General features: G+C 62.5%; 12 protein-coding genes. 3 read left to right on the top strand and 9 right to left on the bottom strand.

Going from position 1 to position 17,475, the window contains the following annotated elements:
• Positions 1-48 precede the first annotated feature (48 nt).
• Genes fusA through rpsL form a run of 3 tightly spaced genes read right to left on the bottom strand, consistent with a single transcriptional unit; the run spans position 49 to position 3,071 of the window.
• Positions 49-2,139: an elongation factor G gene (gene fusA / locus FJV83_RS33000; protein ID WP_142884636.1), complete on the bottom strand. Its 2,091-nt coding sequence runs from the start codon at positions 2,137-2,139 to the stop codon at positions 49-51.
• 29 nt (positions 2,140-2,168) lie between these two features.
• On the bottom strand, positions 2,169-2,639 hold the full coding sequence (rpsG, locus tag FJV83_RS32995) for a 30S ribosomal protein S7 (protein WP_006202127.1): 471 nt from the start codon (positions 2,637-2,639) through the stop codon (positions 2,169-2,171).
• A gap of 60 nt (positions 2,640-2,699) precedes the next feature.
• Positions 2,700-3,071: a 30S ribosomal protein S12 gene (rpsL, locus tag FJV83_RS32990; RefSeq protein ID WP_006333356.1), complete on the bottom strand. Its 372-nt coding sequence runs from the start codon at positions 3,069-3,071 to the stop codon at positions 2,700-2,702.
• 475 nt (positions 3,072-3,546) lie between these two features.
• Here rpsL and FJV83_RS32985 point away from each other — a divergent pair, with 475 nt between their 5' ends.
• From FJV83_RS32985 to FJV83_RS32975, 3 genes are all read left to right on the top strand, one after another.
• Complete coding sequence (locus FJV83_RS32985) at positions 3,547-3,828, top strand: transcriptional regulator (protein WP_095770223.1); 282 nt, start codon at positions 3,547-3,549, stop codon at positions 3,826-3,828.
• Positions 3,829-3,841: 13 nt separating this feature from the next.
• Positions 3,842-4,957: a PLP-dependent cysteine synthase family protein gene (locus tag FJV83_RS32980; RefSeq protein WP_142884637.1), complete on the top strand. Its 1,116-nt coding sequence runs from the start codon at positions 3,842-3,844 to the stop codon at positions 4,955-4,957.
• A 75-nt stretch (positions 4,958-5,032) separates the two neighbouring features.
• Positions 5,033-5,959 (top strand): Gfo/Idh/MocA family oxidoreductase, encoded by a 927-nt coding sequence (locus tag FJV83_RS32975; RefSeq protein WP_142884638.1) that lies wholly within the window; start codon positions 5,033-5,035, stop codon positions 5,957-5,959.
• 3 nt (positions 5,960-5,962) lie between these two features.
• On the opposite strand, the gene FJV83_RS32970 is transcribed toward FJV83_RS32975, so the two are convergent.
• The 6 genes from FJV83_RS32970 to rplA all read right to left on the bottom strand — a co-directional run bounded on the left by FJV83_RS32970 (position 5,963) and on the right by rplA (position 17,471).
• A complete protein-coding gene (locus FJV83_RS32970) occupies positions 5,963-6,628 on the bottom strand; it encodes an O-methyltransferase (protein WP_142884639.1) in 666 nt (221 codons plus the stop codon).
• 85 nt (positions 6,629-6,713) lie between these two features.
• A complete protein-coding gene (gene rpoC, locus FJV83_RS32965; protein WP_095770854.1) occupies positions 6,714-10,910 on the bottom strand; it encodes a DNA-directed RNA polymerase subunit beta' in 4,197 nt (1,398 codons plus the stop codon).
• Between the two features lie 131 nt (positions 10,911-11,041).
• Positions 11,042-15,178: a DNA-directed RNA polymerase subunit beta gene (rpoB, locus tag FJV83_RS32960; protein WP_095770228.1), complete on the bottom strand. Its 4,137-nt coding sequence runs from the start codon at positions 15,176-15,178 to the stop codon at positions 11,042-11,044.
• Between the two features lie 251 nt (positions 15,179-15,429).
• The gene (gene rplL, locus FJV83_RS32955) at positions 15,430-15,807 is read right to left on the bottom strand and encodes a 50S ribosomal protein L7/L12 (protein WP_010909265.1); all 378 of its coding nucleotides are present in this window, start codon (positions 15,805-15,807) and stop codon (positions 15,430-15,432) included.
• 54 nt (positions 15,808-15,861) lie between these two features.
• Positions 15,862-16,380 carry a 50S ribosomal protein L10 gene (gene rplJ, locus FJV83_RS32950; protein WP_019857958.1) on the bottom strand — a complete coding sequence of 173 codons (519 nt, stop codon included), beginning with the start codon at positions 16,378-16,380 and terminating at the stop codon, positions 15,862-15,864.
• Positions 16,381-16,772: 392 nt separating this feature from the next.
• On the bottom strand, positions 16,773-17,471 hold the full coding sequence (rplA, locus tag FJV83_RS32945; RefSeq protein ID WP_010909263.1) for a 50S ribosomal protein L1: 699 nt from the start codon (positions 17,469-17,471) through the stop codon (positions 16,773-16,775).
• Positions 17,472-17,475 lie beyond the last annotated feature (4 nt).

Here is a 17,475-nt window from a genome sequence, read left to right as displayed (position 1 = left end):
CTCGCCCATGCGGGCTTTGAATTGCGTTACCGCGACGGCTCTTTCGAGTTACGCGTATTTTTTCTGGACTTCCTGGGCCACCGCGGTCGGGACCGGTTCGTAGTGGTCGAACTGCATCGTGTAGGCCGCGCGGCCCTGGCTCATCGAGCGCAGGTTGTCGACGTACTTGAACATGTTGGCGAGCGGCACCATCGCGTTGATGACGACGGCCACGCCGCGTGCTTCCTGGCCCTGGATCTGGCCACGACGGCCGTTCAGGTCGCCGATGACGCTGCCGACATAGTCTTCCGGCGTCACGACTTCGACCTTCATGATCGGCTCGAGCAGCTGCACGCCAAGCTTGGGCGCGGCTTCACGGAAGCAGGCGCGGGACGCGATTTCGAAGGCCAGGACCGAGGAGTCGACGTCGTGGTAGGCGCCGTCGATCAGCGTCGCCCGGACGCCGATCATCGGGAAGCCCGCGAACGGACCAGCGCCCATGACGCTCTGGATGCCCTTCTCGACACCCGGAATGTATTCCTTCGGCACCGCGCCGCCGACGATCTTGGACTCGAAGACGAACTCTTCGCTCTCGGTGTTCGGCTCGAAGATAACCTTGACGCGGGCGAACTGGCCGGTACCGCCGGTCTGCTTCTTGTGGGTGTAGTCCTGCTCGTGCTTGCGGGTGATCGTCTCGCGATAAGCCACCTGCGGAGCGCCGACATTGGCTTCGACCTTGAACTCGCGACGCATGCGGTCGACGATGATGTCGAGGTGCAGTTCGCCCATGCCAGAGATGATGGTCTGGCCGCTTTCCTCGTCGGTCTTGACGCGGAAGGACGGATCCTCGGCAGCCAGGCGGTGAAGGGCGAGGCCCATCTTTTCCTGGTCGTTCTTGGTCTTCGGCTCGATGGCGATCTGGATGACCGGATCGGGGAATTCCATGCGCTCGAGGATGACCGGATGCAGCGGATCGCACAGCGTGTCGCCGGTGGTCGTGTCCTTGAGGCCAGCCAGAGCGACGATGTCGCCGGCGAAGGCTTCTTCGACGTCGGCGCGCGAGTTCGCATGCATCTGCAGCATGCGGCCGATGCGCTCCTTCTTGCCCTTGACGGTGTTGTCGACCGAGGTGCCCTTGGTGAGCTTGCCCGAATAGATGCGGGCGAAGGTCAGCGAACCGACGAACGGGTCGTTCATGATCTTGAAGGCGAGCATCGAGAGCGGCTCGTCGTCGACCGCATGACGCTCGATCTCGGCATCGGTCTTGGCATCGACGCCCTTGATGGCGGGAACGTCGGCCGGCGACGGCAGGTATTCGACGACGGCGTCGAGCAGCGGCTGCACGCCCTTGTTCTTGAAGGCCGAACCACAGAACATCGGGAAGAACTTGACCGCGATCGTGCCCTTGCGGATCAGCGAACGGATCTCGTCATTCGAGGGCATCTTGCCTTCGAGGTAGTTCTCGAGGGCCGTCTCGTCCATTTCGACGGCGGCTTCGATCATTTTCTCGCGGTATTCCACCGCACGAGCCTGAAGGTCGGCCGGGATCTCGACGACGTCCCAGGCAGCGCCCAGCGTCTCGTCACGCCAGACAAGCGCGTTCATCTCGACGAGGTCGACGACGCCCTTGAATTCGGTTTCGGCGCCGATCGGCAGCTGCATGACGACAGCCTGCGCACCAAGGCGCGAGCCGATCATCTCGACCGAGCGGTAGAAGTCGGCGCCGATCTTGTCCATCTTGTTGCAGAAGATCATGCGCGGCACGCGGTACTTGTCGGCCTGGCGCCAGACGGTTTCCGTCTGCGGCTCGACACCGGCGTTGGCATCGAGCAGCGCGATGGCGCCGTCGAGCACGCGCAGCGAACGCTCGACTTCAATGGTGAAGTCGACGTGTCCGGGAGTGTCGATGATGTTGAAGCGGCGCATCTTGCCGTCACGGCCCTTCCAGAAGGTCGTGGTGGCGGCGGACGTGATGGTGATGCCGCGTTCCTGCTCCTGCTCCATCCAGTCCATGGTGGCAGCGCCGTCGTGCACTTCGCCGATCTTGTGCGACTTGCCCGTGTAATAGAGGACGCGCTCGGTGGTCGTCGTCTTGCCGGCGTCAATATGCGCCATGATACCGAAATTGCGGTAGTCTTCGATTTTGTATTCGCGGGCCATCGTAGCTGCCTCTCAGTCCTGTTCGCGCTTTACCAGCGGTAGTGTGCGAAAGCGCGGTTGGCTTCAGCCATCTTGTGGGTGTCTTCGCGCTTCTTGACGGCCGTGCCGCGGTTGTTGGCCGCGTCCATCAGCTCGCCGGAGAGGCGATCGATCATGGTGGTCTCGTTGCGGTTGCGGGCAGCCGCGATCAGCCAACGAATGGCCAATGCCTGGCGGCGCTCGGGACGCACGTCGACCGGAACCTGGTAGGTGGCGCCGCCGACGCGACGCGAACGCACTTCCACATGCGGCGCGACATTGTCGAGCGCCTGATGGAAGACGGTGACCGGCTCCTGCTTGGTCTTCGACTGGACCTGGTCGAGCGCGCCATAGACGATGGTCTCGGCGACCGACTTCTTGCCGTCATACATGACGGCGTTCATGAACTTGGTGACGATCAGATCGCCGAACTTCGGATCCGGGTTGATCTCACGCTTTTCTGCACTGTGACGACGCGACATGGCTTTTGTCTCTCAATCTCGTAGCCCGACGCTTTCAAGCAGCGCCAGGGCCGGAAAATCTTACTTCGGACGCTTGGCGCCGTACTTCGAACGGCGCTGCTTGCGGTTCTTCACGCCCTGCGTGTCGAGCACGCCGCGGATGATGTGGTAGCGGACGCCCGGAAGATCCTTGACGCGGCCGCCGCGGATCATGACCACGGAGTGTTCCTGAAGGTTGTGACCTTCGCCGGGGATGTAACCGATCACTTCAAAACCATTGGTCAGGCGGATCTTGGCCACCTTGCGCAGCGCCGAGTTCGGCTTCTTCGGCGTCGTCGTGTAGACGCGCGTGCAGACGCCCCGCTTCTGCGGGTTCTGCTGCATGGCCGGGACCTTGTTGCGCTTCACCGGCGCAATGCGCGGCTTGCGGATCAGCTGGTTGACGGTAGGCATTAAACCCTCTTGTCTCTCAATTCCGTGTCTCGTGCCGGTCAAGGCTCGCTCAAAGCGTCATTTCCATACGCAAATTCGGGCCACAAACCGCGCCTCGCGGTCTTGCCCGAACAAATCGCAGAGGAAGCGGAAGCCGCTTCGTGCACGCCGGAAATGTCTTTTCGCTCGTAAAACGAACCCTGTTTGAGGCAAACTCCAAAGCGTGTCGCTTCGGAAGGGAGAGCCTCACATCGGTTCTGACTGGGCGGCTTCTACTCGTAAGCCCGCGAACCGTCAACCCCGCAGTGCCAAATATTGCATTGAAGCCGGGGCTTGGCAGCCATGCGAAAACCGCATGTAATTTTCTTTCGCCATTTTGCAAGGACGGAGAAGAAAGTGACCGGCTTTTGGCTGTCGCGCGGCCCCGCTTCATGCGAAAAGGCCGCCAGAACACTCAAAATCCCCTCGCCCGCGCTTTGCCAGGAGGAATCAGCCCGTGAACGACAATGAAGAACGCCCGGTCACCATCATCACCGGCCGGGTGTGGAAGCGCAAAGGCGGCAAGCCGGAAGGCGTCCACGTCATGCTGGTGGCGCCCGACGACGATTCGGCGGTGCGTCGCGCCCTCGAATCGCTTGCGGCGGAAGGTTACGCCGAGGCCGAGCTCGACCAGATCGGCGATATGGACGGCGTGCCGGACGACGAGCCGCATCTGTCGGCCTATCAGGGCGCGCTCGAAGGCGAAGTGTCGATCGTCACCTTCGACGCACCGATCTGAAACCAGGGCACCGATGATGGCCGGATCAAAGGCGATTGAACCTGCATCCCGAGCCTGGGCCGACCAGGCGGTCGCCGCGATCGAGGCCGACCAGCACCGTTCGGCCGATACCCACCTCTGGAAATTCGATCTGCCGGCGCTGATTGGAATCGACTTCTATCTTAAGGATGAGTCCACCCATCCGACCGGCAGCCTCAAGCACAGACTTGCGCGTTCGCTGTTTCTCTATGCGCTGTGCAATGGCCTTGTCCGTGAAGACACCCCGGTGGTCGAAGCATCATCAGGCTCGACAGCTGTGTCGGAAGCCTATTTCGCGCGCATGATCGGCGTGCCCTTCTATGCGGTGATGCCTGGGTCGACGTCGCGCGAAAAGATCGCCGCGATCGAGCACTATGGGGGCAACTGCCATTTCATCGATGACGGCAGGCGCATCTATGCCGAGTCGTCCGAACTCAGCGAACGGCTCGGCGGCCATTTCATGGACCAGTTTACCTATGCCGAACGTGCCACCGACTGGCGCGGCAACAACAACATCGCTGATTCCATCTTCGGACAGATGCGCGAGGAGCGGCACCCCATCCCAAGCTGGATCGTGATGAGTGGCGGGACGGGCGGCACCACCGCCACGATCGGCCGATACCTGCGCTACAAGCGGCACGCCACGCGGCTGTCGGTGGCGGATGTAGAGCGCTCGGCCTTCTTCGAAGGCTTTGCCACCCATGATCGCGAATGTCGCTGCGAGCAGCCGTCGCGCATCGAAGGCATTGGCCGACCGCGCATGGAGCCCTCCTTCGTCCTAGGTGTCATTGATCACATGTTGCAGGTGCCGGATGCCGTGTCGCTGGCGGCAATGCGGGTGTTGTCGCGCCGGCTCGGCCGTCGTGTCGGCGGTTCGACCGGCACCAACTTCATCGCCATGTGCTTTCAGGCGGCGCGCATGATCGAGCACGGTAAGACCGGTTCGCTGGTGACGCTGATCTGCGATTCCGGCGACCGTTACGCCAACACCTACTATTCTGATGAGTGGCTGGCGGCCAACGGCCTCGACCCCTCGCCCTTCGAACCTGCGATCGAAGCCTTTTTGGGAGGCGGAAAACTGACACTGCAATTCGAGGAAAGCTGGGGCTGACTTTTCGGCTTCCGGCTTGCCCGGGGCAAGTGTTCTGATAGAAACGCTCACCATCATCAAACAGACGGAGCGGCCGTGTCCCAGCCCATCAACATCGGCATCGTCGGCGTCGGCAAGATCGTTCGCGACCAGCATCTGCCGGCGCTGGCGAAAGACCAGAACTATCGCCTCATCGCCGCCGCCAGCCGGCATGGCAAGGTCGACGGCATCCCGAACTTTCCGACCATCGAGGCGATGCTGGACGCGGTGGCGGAACTCGAGGCTGTCTCGCTCTGTATGCCGCCGCAATTCCGCTACGATGCCGCGCGCACCGCGCTCGAGGCAAAGAAGCACGTCTTCCTGGAAAAGCCGCCGGGCGCCACGGTCAGCGAGGTCGAGGACCTGAAGGTGCTGGCCGCGAGGCAAGGCGTGTCGCTGTTCGCCAGCTGGCATTCGCGCTATGCGCCGGCTGTGGAGGCGGCGCGGACATTTTTGGCTTCGACGAAAATCAGATCCGCGGCGATCGTCTGGAAGGAGGATGTGCGCCGCTGGCATCCGAACCAGGACTGGATCTGGGCGCCGGGCGGCTTCGGGGTCTTCGATCCCGGCATCAATGCGCTGTCGATCGCGACCCACATCCTGCCGGCAATGTTCATCGCCTCGGCCGTGCTCGACTTTCCTGAAAACCGCGCCGCCCCGGTCGCGGCGCAAGTCACCTTCCGCACCTCGAACGGATTGCCGGTGACGATGGACCTCGACTGGCTGCAGACCGGCCCGCAAAGCTGGGACATCCTGGCCGACACGGATGCCGGCAAGATGGTGCTTTCCGGCGGCGGCTCGAAGCTCGCCATCGACGGCCAGATCGTACATGAGGAGCCGGAAGCGGAATATCCGATGCTCTACAGGCGTTTCGCCGAGGTCGTGCGCGCCGGTACCTCGGATGTCGATCTGGCTCCGCTCCAGCATGTCGCCGACGCCTTCATGCTCGGCAAGCGCAACGTGGTAGAGGCGTTTTTTGATTGAACTTCAACTGACGACCGCAATGGCAAAGCCGTCATATCCCTTGGCGCCGACGGTCTGGATGGCTGTGCCGTCCAGTCGTTTGTCGCCACCGATGAATGAAAAGGCCGCGCGTGCGCCTTCGACATTGGCATCGCGGCCATCTTCGTTCACGACATAGCCGTCGCGGATGACGTTGTCGCAGACGATGACCGTTCCCGGCCGCGAAAGCCGCATGGCCCAGGAGAGATAGTTCGGGTTGTTCGGCTTGTCGGCATCGATGAAGATGAGATCGAACGGCCCGGCATTTTCAGCACTTAGCGCGGCCAGCGATTCAAGGGCCGGCCCGACCCGCAGTTCCACTTGGTCCGACACGCCTGCCCGTTCGAAATTCGACCGCGCGACCTTGGCGTGATGCGGGTCCAGTTCAAGCGTGACGATCTTGCCGTCCATGGGCAAAGCGCGAGCCATCCAGATCGTCGAATAGCCGCCCAACGTGCCGATTTCGAGAACCTTTTTCGCGCCCTGGATGCGCGCCAGAAGCGAGAGCAGCTTGCCCTGCGCCGCCGAGACGTCGATCGCTGGCAGGCCATTGTCGCGGTTGGCCGCCAGAACCGCATCGAGAACGGGATCCGCCTCGAAGAGCGAGGAAACGATGTAGTTGTCGACAGCCGTCCAGGTCTTCGTGCTCATCGGCCTTCCTCGATCGTTCGCTGAAAGGAAAAAGCCGCCGGGTTGCCCCGACGGCTTCTGTTGCCTGAGATTTTTGCCGCCGCGCCTACTGCGCGGCGGTTGTCATATCGGCCAGCATCGGCTCGGCCACTTCCACCCCGGAGGCCTTGCGGCGCTCGTCGATGATGAGTTCGTCGCGCGAGGTGGCGATGCGCCGGATCTGGCTCATCGTGCCGCCCGTACCGGCCGGGATCAACCGGCCGACGATGACGTTTTCCTTCAAGCCCTGCAGCATGTCGGTCTTGCCGGCAACCGCGGCTTCCGTCAGCACCCTGGTCGTCTCCTGGAAGGAGGCGGCCGAGATGAAGGACGGCGTCTGCAGCGAGGCCTTGGTGATGCCGAGCAGCACCGGCTGGCCTTCGGCCGGCTTCTTGCCGTCCTCGATCAGCCGCTCGTTGACCTCTTCCAGTTCTATCACGTCGACGTGGTCGCCCGGGATGTAGGTCGAGTCGCCCTGCGTGGTGATCTCGACCTTCTGCAGCATCTGGCGAACGATCACCTCGATGTGCTTGTCGTTGATCGACACGCCCTGCAGGCGGTAGACTTCCTGGATCTCGTTGACGAGGTAGGAAGCAAGAGCCTCCACGCCCTTGATCGCCAGGATGTCGTGCGGCGCCGGATTGCCGTCGAGGATGTAGTCGCCCTTCTCGATGACGTCGCCGTCCTGGAGATGGAACGGCTTGCCCTTCGGGATCAGGTATTCGACCGGCTCGAGCGTCGAGTCATGCGGCTCGATGATGATGCGGCGCTTGTTCTTGTAGTCGCGGCCGAAGCGGATCGTGCCATCGATCTCGGCGATGATGGCGTGATCCTTCGGACGACGTGCCTCGAACAGCTCGGCAACACGCGGCAGACCGCCGGTGATGTCCTTGGTCTTGGCGCTTTCCATCGGGATACGCGCCAGCACGTCGCCGGGACGAACCTGCGCACCCGGCTCGACCGAGAGAATGGCCTCGACCGAGAGCAGGAAGCGGGCATCGCCACCCTTCGACAGCTTGCCGACCTTGCCCTTGCCGTCCTGAACGACGATCGCCGGCTTCAGATCGTTGCCGCGCGGCGTCGAACGCCAGTCGATGACCTCACGCTTGGTGATGCCTGTCGACTCGTCGGCCGTTTCCTGGACGGAGATGCCGTCGACCAGATCCTCGAACGCCACCTTGCCCTCGATTTCGGTGAGGATCGGGCGGGTGTAGGGATCCCACTCGGCAATACGCTGGCCGCGCTTCACCTTGTCGCCATCGTCCACGAAGATACGCGAACCATAGGTGACACGGTGCGTGGCGCGCTCCTTGCCGGCTTCGTCGAGGATCAGCACCGCCATGTTGCGGCCCATGACCATCTGCTGGCCGTCGGAGTTGCGCACCACGTTGCGGTTGCGGATTTCGACCTTGCCCTCATAGGAGGCTTCAAGGAACGAGCTATCCACCACCTGCGCGGTACCGCCCATGTGGAAGGTACGCATGGTGAGCTGGGTGCCCGGCTCGCCGATCGACTGCGCCGCGATGACGCCGACGGCTTCACCCTGGTTGACCGGGGTGCCGCGCGCCAGATCGCGTCCGTAGCAGACCGCGCACACGCCGACCCTGACCTCGCAGGTCAGTGCCGAGCGGATGCGGACCGACTGGACGCCGGCCTTTTCGATCTGCTCCACGTCGCGCTCGTCCATCAGCGTTCCGGCCTTGACCAGCAGGTCGCCGGTCACCGGATGGTTGATGTCGTCGAGTGCGGTGCGGCCCAGCACGCGCTGGCCGACCGAAGCGACGACCTGACCGGCATCGACGATCGGCTGCATGGTGAGGCCCTTGTCGGTGCCGCAATCCACGGAGTTGACGATGCAGTCCTGCGCAACGTCGACCAGACGGCGGGTGAGGTAACCCGAGTTCGCCGTCTTCAAGGCGGTATCGGCCAGACCCTTGCGGGCGCCGTGGGTCGAGTTGAAGTACTCGAGCACGGTCAGGCCTTCCTTGAAGTTCGAGATGATCGGCGTCTCGATGATTTCACCCGACGGCTTGGCCATAAGGCCGCGCATGCCGGCGAGCTGGCGCATCTGCGTGGGCGAGCCACGCGCACCGGAGTGCGACATCATGTAGATCGAGTTCATCGGCTTCTGACGGCCGTTGTCCTCGAACTCCACCGCCTTGATGCGGGCCATCATCTCGTCGGCGACCTTTTCCGAGCACTTGGCCCAGGCGTCGACGACCTTGTTGTACTTCTCGCCCTGCGTGATCAGGCCGTCATTGTACTGCTGCTCGTATTCCTTGGCCAAAGCCTCGGTGTCGGACACCAGCTTGATCTTGCTGTCCGGGATCAGCATGTCGTCCTTGCCGAACGAAATGCCGGCACGGCAGGCGTGAGCGAAACCGAGCGCCATGATGCGGTCGCAGAAAATGACCGTCTCCTTCTGACCGCAATGGCGGTAGACGGTATCGATCATCTTGGAGATGTTCTTCTTGGTCATCTCCTGGTTGGCGGTCTCGTAGGGCACATTGACGTTCTTCGGCAGAAGCTCGCCGATGATCATGCGGCCAGGCGTGGTGTCATGGATCTTCGACACGACCTTGCCTTCGGCGTCGACCGTGCGGAAGCGACCCTTGATCTTGGCGTGCAGGGTCACCGCCTTGGTCTCGAGCGCGTGCTGGAGTTCGCCCATATCGGCAAACACCATGCCCTCGCCCGGCTCGTTCTGGTTGACGATCGAGAGATAGTAGAGACCCAGAACCATGTCCTGCGACGGCACGATGATCGGCGCGCCGGAAGCCGGGTGCAGGATGTTGTTGGTCGACATCATCAGCACGCGGGCTTCAAGCTGCGCTTCCAGGGACAGCGGCACGTGGACCGCCATCTGGTCGCCGTCGAAGTCGGCGTTGAAGGCCGTGCAGACCAGCGGGTGCAGCTGGATCGCCTTGCCTTCGATCAGGATCGGCTCGAACGCCTGGATGCCGAGGCGGTGCAGCGTCGGCGCGCGGTTGAGCAGCACCGGATGCTCGCGGATGACCTCGTCGAGGATATCCCAGACTTCCGGACGCTCCTTCTCGACCAGCTTCTTGGCCTGCTTGACGGTCGAGGAGTAACCCTTGGCGTCGAGACGGGCGTAGATGAAGGGCTTGAACAGTTCGAGCGCCATCTTCTTCGGCAGGCCGCACTGGTGCAGCTTGAGCTCCGGACCGGTGACGATGACCGAGCGGCCGGAATAGTCGACGCGCTTGCCGAGCAGGTTCTGACGGAACCGGCCCTGCTTGCCCTTGAGCATATCGGAAAGCGACTTCAGCGGACGCTTGTTGGCGCCGGTGATGACGCGGCCGCGACGGCCGTTGTCGAACAGTGCGTCGACAGCTTCCTGCAGCATGCGCTTTTCATTGCGCACGATGATGCCGGGCGCACGCAATTCGATCAGCCGCTTCAGGCGGTTGTTGCGGTTGATGACGCGGCGATAGAGATCGTTCAGGTCGGACGTCGCGAAACGGCCGCCGTCCAGAGGAACCAGCGGACGCAGGTCCGGCGGGATCACCGGAACCACCTTCATGATCATCCATTCCGGACGGTTGCCGGATTCCATGAAGTTCTCGACGACCTTGAGCCGCTTCAGATACTTCTTCTGCTTCAGCTCGGAGGTGGTCGAAGCCAGTTCCGAACGCAGGTCGCCGGCGATCTTCTCCAGATCCATGCCGGCCAGAAGGTCATGAATGGCTTCGGCGCCGATCATGGCGGTGAACGAATCCTCGCCATACTCGTCGACGGCGATCATGTACTCTTCCTCGCTGAGCAGCTGGTGCTCCTTCAGCGCGGTGAGGCCGGGTTCGGTGACGATGTAGTTCTCGAAGTAAAGGACGCGCTCGATGTCCTTCAGGGTCATGTCGAGCAGCGTGCCGATGCGCGAGGGCAGCGACTTCAAGAACCAGATATGGGCGACGGGAGCGGCGAGCTCGATATGGCCCATGCGCTCGCGGCGGACGCGCGACAGCGTGACTTCGACGCCGCACTTTTCACAGATGACGCCCTTGTACTTCATGCGCTTGTACTTGCCGCACAGGCACTCATAGTCCTTGATCGGGCCAAAAATGCGCGCGCAGAACAGACCGTCACGCTCCGGCTTGAAGGTGCGGTAGTTGATGGTCTCCGGCTTCTTGATCTCGCCGAACGACCAGGACAGAATCTTCTCAGGGCTGGCCAGTGAGATCCGGATGGAATCGAACACCTGCGCAGGCGCCTGCGGATTGAAGAGATTCATGACCTCTTGGTTCATGCCGTTCTCCTTTTCGGGGTCCTCGAAAACCCCTTGCATCTAGTCGCGGGCCAAACGCCCGCCGTCTTTGTCGGCCACCGGCCGTCGAATTCCTTTGGCGCGCCGCAACTTCGTGCGGCGCGCTCTAGCCTTTACTCAGCCGCGTCGGGCAGCCGAACCGGGGCGTCGTCGAGCTTGGTGTTCTCCAGCTCGACATTGAGGCCGAGAGACCGCATTTCCTTGACGAGCACGTTGAAGCTCTCCGGAATGCCGGCCTCGAACGTGTCGTCGCCGCGCACGATCGCCTCGTAGACCTTGGTGCGGCCGGCGACGTCGTCCGACTTCACCGTCAGCATTTCCTGCAGCGTGTAGGCGGCGCCATAGGCTTCCAGCGCCCAGACCTCCATTTCACCGAAGCGCTGGCCACCGAACTGCGCCTTGCCGCCCAGCGGCTGCTGGGTGACGAGCGAGTACGGACCGATCGAACGCGCGTGGATCTTGTCGTCCACCAGGTGGTGAAGCTTGAGCATGTAGATATAGCCCATCGTCACCTTGCGATCGAACGGCTCGCCCGTGCGTCCGTCATAGAGCTGCGACTGACCGCTGGTGTGCAGGCCCGCCTGCTCCAGCATGATGTTGATGTCAGCCTCGTGCGCACCGTCGAACACCGGGGTCGCGATCGAGACGCCGCGGCGCATCTGCTCGCTGAGGCGAACAATGCTCTCGTCGTCATACTCGCGGATCGGCTCGTTGCGGTCATTGGCCGGCATGAAGCTCTCGAGCGTCTTGCGCAGCGGCTTGATGTCGCCGGCCGCCTTGTACGTGTCGATCAGTTCGCCGATCTTCCTGCCCATGCCCGCGCAGGCCCAGCCGAGATGCGTTTCCAGGATCTGGCCGACATTCATGCGGCTCGGCACACCCAGCGGGTTGAGCACGATATCGGCATGCGTGCCGTCCTCGAGGAAAGGCATGTCCTCGACCGGAACGATGCGCGACACGACACCCTTGTTGCCGTGACGGCCGGCCATCTTGTCGCCCGGCTGCATCTTGCGCTTCACCGCGACGAAGACCTTGACCATCTTCATGACGCCCGGAGGCATTTCGTCGCCGCGCTGGACCTTCTCGACCTTATCCATGAAGCGCTGCTCGAGCGCCTTCTTGGAGTCATCGTACTGGCCACGCAGGGCTTCCAGTTCGCTCTGGAGCTTTTCGTTCTCCACGGCAAACTGCCACCACTGCGAACGCGGATACTCGTCGAGCGTATCCTTCGACAGCGTCGAGCCCTTCTTGAAGCCCTTCGGTCCAGCGATCGCTTCCTTGCCGACGAGCACGTCGGAAAGACGCGCGTAGACGTTGCGGTCCAGGATGGCCTGCTCGTCGTCACGGTCCTTGGCGAGGCGTTCGATCTCCTCGCGCTCGATTGCCATGGCGCGCTCGTCCTTCTCCACACCGTGGCGATTGAACACGCGCACCTCGACGACGGTGCCGAAAGTGCCCGGAGGCATGCGCATCGAAGTGTCGCGCACGTCGGAAGCCTTTTCGCCGAAGATGGCGCGCAGAAGCTTCTCTTCGGGCGTCATCGGGCTTTCGCCCTTCGGCGTGATCTTGCCGACGAGGATGTCGCCCGGCTGCACTTCCGCGCCGATATAGACGATGCCAGCTTCGTCGAGGTTCTTCAGCGCTTCTTCCGAAACGTTGGGAATGTCACGCGTGATTTCCTCCGGACCAAGCTTGGTATCGCGCGCCATGACCTCGAACTCCTCGATGTGGATCGAGGTGAAGACGTCGTCGGCGACGATGCGCTCGGAGAGCAGGATGGAGTCCTCGTAGTTGTAGCCGTTCCACGGCATGAACGCGACCAGCACGTTGCGGCCGAGCGCCAGATCACCGAGCTCGGTCGACGGACCGTCGGCGATGATGTCGCCCTTGTTGACCCGGTCACCCATGCGCACCAGCGGACGCTGGTTGATGCAGGTGTTCTGGTTCGAACGCTGGAACTTCATCAGCCGGTAGATGTCGACGCCGGACTTGCCCGGATCGAGATCTTCCGTTGCGCGGATGACGATACGCGTCGCGTCCACCTGGTCGACAATGCCGCCGCGGCGGGCACCGATGGCGGCGCCTGAGTCACGGGCAACGACCGGCTCCATGCCGGTGCCGACGAACGGCGCCTCGGCGCGCACCAGCGGCACGGCCTGACGCTGCATGTTCGAGCCCATCAGAGCGCGATTGGCGTCGTCGTTTTCCAGGAACGGAATCAGGGCCGCGGCCACCGACACCATCTGCTTGGGCGACACGTCCATCAGGTCGACGTTTTCGCGCGGCGCCATCATCACTTCGCCGGCGCTGCGGCAAATGACGAACTCGTCGACGAAGCCGCCATTCTTGTCGAGCTCGGCGTTGGCCTGCGCGACATGGTGCTTGGCTTCTTCCATCGCCGAGAGATAGACGACGTCATTGGTGAGCTTGCCGTCGACGATCTTGCGGTACGGGCTTTCGATGAAGCCGTACTTGTTGACGCGCGCGAAGGTAGCCAGCGAGTTGATCAGACCGATATTCGGGCCTTCCGGCGTCTCGATCGGGCAGATACGGCCGTAATGCGTCGGGTGCACGTCGCGCACTTCGAAGCCGGCGCGCTCGCGGGTCAGACCGCCCGGTCCAAGCGCCGAAAGACGACGCTTGTGGGTGATCTCCGACAGCGGGTTGGTCTGATCCATGAACTGCGACAGCTGCGAGGAACCGAAGAACTCGCGCACGGCGGCGGCCGCCGGCTTGGCGTTGATCAGATCCTGCGGCATCACCGTGTCGATCTCGATCGAGGACATACGCTCCTTGATCGCGCGCTCCATGCGCAGCAGGCCGACGCGGTACTGGTTCTCCATCAACTCGCCGACGGAACGCACGCGGCGGTTGCCGAGATTGTCGATGTCGTCGATCTCGCCCTTGCCGTCGCGCAGTTCGACCAGCGTCTTGACCACGGCCAGGATGTCCTCCTTGCGCAGCACGCGCACGGTGTCCTCGGCCTTGAGTTCGAGGCGCATGTTCATCTTGACGCGGCCGACAGCCGACAAATCGTAGCGCTCGCTATCGAAGAACAGCGAGTTGAACATGGCTTCGGCGGTCTCGAGCGTCGGCGGCTCGCCCGGGCGCATGACACGATAGATGTCGAACAGCGCGTCCTGGCGGCTCTCGTTCTTGTCGACGTTGAGCGTGTTGCGGATATAGGCGCCGACATTGACGTGGTCGATGTCGAGAACCTTGATCTCCTGCTCGCCGGTGCCAAGCAGCACCTTGAGCGTCTTTTCATCGATCTCGTCGCCGGCTTCGAGGAAGATCTCGCCGGTGGCGTAATTGACGATGTCCTCGGCCAGGTAGTTGCCGAGCAAATCCTCATCGGTCGCCTTGATCGCCTTCAGGCCCTTTTCGCCGAGCTGGCGCGCCTGGCGGGCGGTGATCTTCTTGCCGGCCTCGACAACGATCTCGCCCGTATCGGCGTCGACCAGATCGCCGACGGCCTTGAGGCCGCGGAAACGCTCGACGTTGAACGGAATGCGCCAGTGGTCGCCGGCGCGCACATAGCTGATCTTGTTGTAGAAGGTCGACAGGATCTCTTCGCCATCCATGCCGAGCGCCATCAACAGCGACGTCACCGGAATCTTGCGGCGGCGGTCGATGCGGGCGTGCACCACGTCCTTGGAATCGAACTCGATGTCGAGCCACGAGCCGCGATAGGGAATGACGCGCGCGGCAAACAGAAGCTTGCCCGACGAGTGCGACTTGCCCTTGTCGTGGTCGAAGAAGACGCCCGGCGAACGGTGCATCTGCGAGACGATGACGCGCTCGGTGCCGTTGACGATGAAGGTGCCGTTCAAGGTCATGAGCGGCATGTCGCCCATGTAGACGTCCTGCTCCTTGATGTCCTTGATCGACTTGGCGCCGGTATCCTCGTCGATATCGAACACGATGAGGCGCAGCGTCACCTTCAGCGGCGCGGCATAGGTCAGGTCGCGCTGACGGCATTCGTCAACGTCGAATTTCGGTCCTTCGAACTCGTACTTCACGAACTCCAGCATCGAGGAGCCGGAAAAATCGGAGATCGGGAAGACCGACTTGAAAACAGCCTGCAGCCCCTCGTCCGGACGGCCGCCCTTGGGCTCGTCCACCATCAGGAACTGGTCATAGGATGCCTTCTGAACCTCGATCAGGTTCGGCATCTCCGCAACTTCCGGAATCTTTCCGAAGAACTTGCGTACGCGTCTGCGGCCATTGAAAGTCTGGGTCTGGGCCATCGTCGCTCCTTAGCTCTAAACTCGGGACGAACCTCGCCGCGGTCCGCCTTGCATACCGAACCGCCTGGGCGGCGGCTCTCTGTCTGTTCTCCGTCCGCCTTTCGGCGGACGGCTAAAACGGGAGAAAACCCGTTTCCTGAAGGCCGGTTCGCGGCCCTCAGGAAAGAGGTTCTCGTACATCTCGCGCTACGCGTCCTCCCTCCAGGCGAAGGGAGTGGCGGACGGCGCGAGGCCGCCCGCCGCTTTTACGCTTACTTCAGGTCGACCTTGGCGCCGGCTGCTTCCAGCTGGGCCTTGAACTTGTCAGCGTCGGCCTTGGAAACGCCTTCCTTGACCGGCTTCGGAGCCGCTTCGACCAGGTCCTTGGCTTCCTTGAGGCCAAGACCGGTGATGGCGCGGACTTCCTTGATGACGTTGATCTTCTGAGCGCCAGCGTCGGTGAGGACGACGTCGAATTCCGTCTTTTCCTCGGCCGGAGCAGCAGCAGCGGCAGCGCCGCCAGCAGCGGCAACCGCCACCGGAGCAGCAGCCGAAACGCCCCACTTTTCTTCCAGAAGCTTCGACAGCTCGGCCGCCTCGAGGACGGTCAGCTTCGAAAGGTCGTCTACGATCTTTGCGAGATCAGCCATTGTTGTATTCCTTCGTTAGGTTCGAACGTGTGTTTTTGATAGCGAGGAACGGCCTCATGCCGCCTCGTCCTTCCGGGCGTAAGCGCCGATGACGCGCGCGACCGAGGCCGCTGGCGCATTGACGATCTGGGCGATCCGGGTTGCCGGCGTGGCGATCATGCCAACCAGCCTGGCGCGCAGCTCATCGAGCGACGGAAGTGTGGCGAGTGCCTTCACACCGTCGGCATTGAGCGAGGTGGTGCCCATTGCGCCGCCGAGAATGACGAGCTTGTCATTTCCCTTGGCGAAATCGGACGCGACCTTCGGCGCCGCAATCGGATCCTCCGAATAAGCAATCAGCGTCTGTCCCTTGAACAGGTCGATGATCGATGCGGAGTCCGTGCCCTGAAGAGCGATTTTGGCGAGACGGTTCTTCGCGACTTTAACGGTGCCACCGGCGGCGCGCATTTTCGACCGAAGGTCGTTCATTTGCGCGACGGTGATACCGGCATAGTGGGCCACGACGACTGAACCTGCGTTTCCGAACGCTTCGTTCAGGCCCGTGACGAGTTCGCGTTTTTCCGCTCTGTCCACTGCCTATCTCCAGTTGACCCCAATCCCGTCAATGAGAACATCTCATTTCGAGGACAGGCGTCGGGTTGCCTTTTGCCGGCCGGGCCATCCAGTAACGGATCTCCCGAACGACGCTCGAGGATCCTGCCCCCTTTCGCCACACCGACGGCAAGGCCGGCGATGCGCAGACAAAAGGCAAACACGGTTCGAACCTTTCATTGGAGCATTCGCTCCGTTGTCGGGTCTTCACCCGTCTCATGCAGGCCCACATGAATTAAGGCTTTTGGGCCGCCTGCAATCTCGGACAGGATGTCCGGAAGCCTTTCGACTTCCGGCACCGGGCCCAGGATTAATCCAAGGCCCGGAATTCAGTCACGGATCGGCCTTCCGGCGGCCGATCCAAATGGTCTTAATCAGGACGCAGCGAGCGTCGAGACGTCGAGCTTGAGGCCCGGGCCCATCGTCGAGGTGACCGACACCTTCTTGACGTAGTTGCCCTTGGCGCCAGCCGGCTTTGCCTTGGTCACCGCATCGGCGAAGGCGCGGATGTTCTCTTCCAGCGCCTTGACGTCGAACGAGACCTTGCCGACGCCGGCATGAACGATGCCGGCCTTCTCGACGCGGAACTCGACCGCGCCGCCCTTCGATGCCTTGACGGCGGCGGCGACGTCGGTGGTGACGGTGCCGACCTTCGGGTTCGGCATCATGCCGCGCGGGCCGAGCACCTTACCGAGACGGCCGACCAGCGGCATCATGTCCGGCGTGGCGATGCAGCGATCGAAATCGATCGTGCCCTTCTGGACGATGTCGACCAGGTCTTCCGCGCCGACGATGTCGGCGCCGGCGGCCTTGGCTTCCTCGGCCTTGTCGCCACGGGCGAACACGGCGACGCGAACCGAGCGGCCGGTGCCGTTCGGCAGGTTGACCACGCCGCGGACCATCTGGTCGGCATGGCGCGGGTCGACGCCGAGGTTCATGGCGACTTCGACGGTCTCGTCGAACTTGACCGAGGAACGGTCCTTGAGCAGCTTCAGCGCTTCACCCAGGGCGTACGCCTTGTTGGGATCAATGCCTTCGCGGGTCTTCGATACACGCTTTGCAATCTTTGCCATGATC

Origin of the sequence: Mesorhizobium sp. WSM4307 (genome assembly GCF_007003945.1) — a bacterium.
In the GTDB taxonomy this organism is placed as follows: Bacteria; Pseudomonadota; Alphaproteobacteria; order Rhizobiales; family Rhizobiaceae; genus Mesorhizobium.
This window is presented reverse-complemented; position numbering and strand designations above follow the sequence as displayed.

Coding starts and splice junctions, on each gene's coding strand:
- fusA (WP_142884636.1), bottom strand. CDS start 2,139: ATGGCCCGCGAATACAAAATCGAAGACTACCGCAATTTCGGTATCATG.
- rpoB (WP_095770228.1), bottom strand. CDS start 15,178: ATGGCCCAGACCCAGACTTTCAATGGCCGCAGACGCGTACGCAAGTTC.
- FJV83_RS32980 (WP_142884637.1), top strand. CDS start 3,842: ATGATGGCCGGATCAAAGGCGATTGAACCTGCATCCCGAGCCTGGGCC.
- rpsG (WP_006202127.1), bottom strand. CDS start 2,639: ATGTCGCGTCGTCACAGTGCAGAAAAGCGTGAGATCAACCCGGATCCG.
- rplL (WP_010909265.1), bottom strand. CDS start 15,807: ATGGCTGATCTCGCAAAGATCGTAGACGACCTTTCGAAGCTGACCGTC.
- rpsL (WP_006333356.1), bottom strand. CDS start 3,071: ATGCCTACCGTCAACCAGCTGATCCGCAAGCCGCGCATTGCGCCGGTG.
- rplA (WP_010909263.1), bottom strand. CDS start 17,471: ATGGCAAAGATTGCAAAGCGTGTATCGAAGACCCGCGAAGGCATTGAT.
- FJV83_RS32970 (WP_142884639.1), bottom strand. CDS start 6,628: ATGAGCACGAAGACCTGGACGGCTGTCGACAACTACATCGTTTCCTCG.
- rpoC (WP_095770854.1), bottom strand. CDS start 10,910: ATGAACCAAGAGGTCATGAATCTCTTCAATCCGCAGGCGCCTGCGCAG.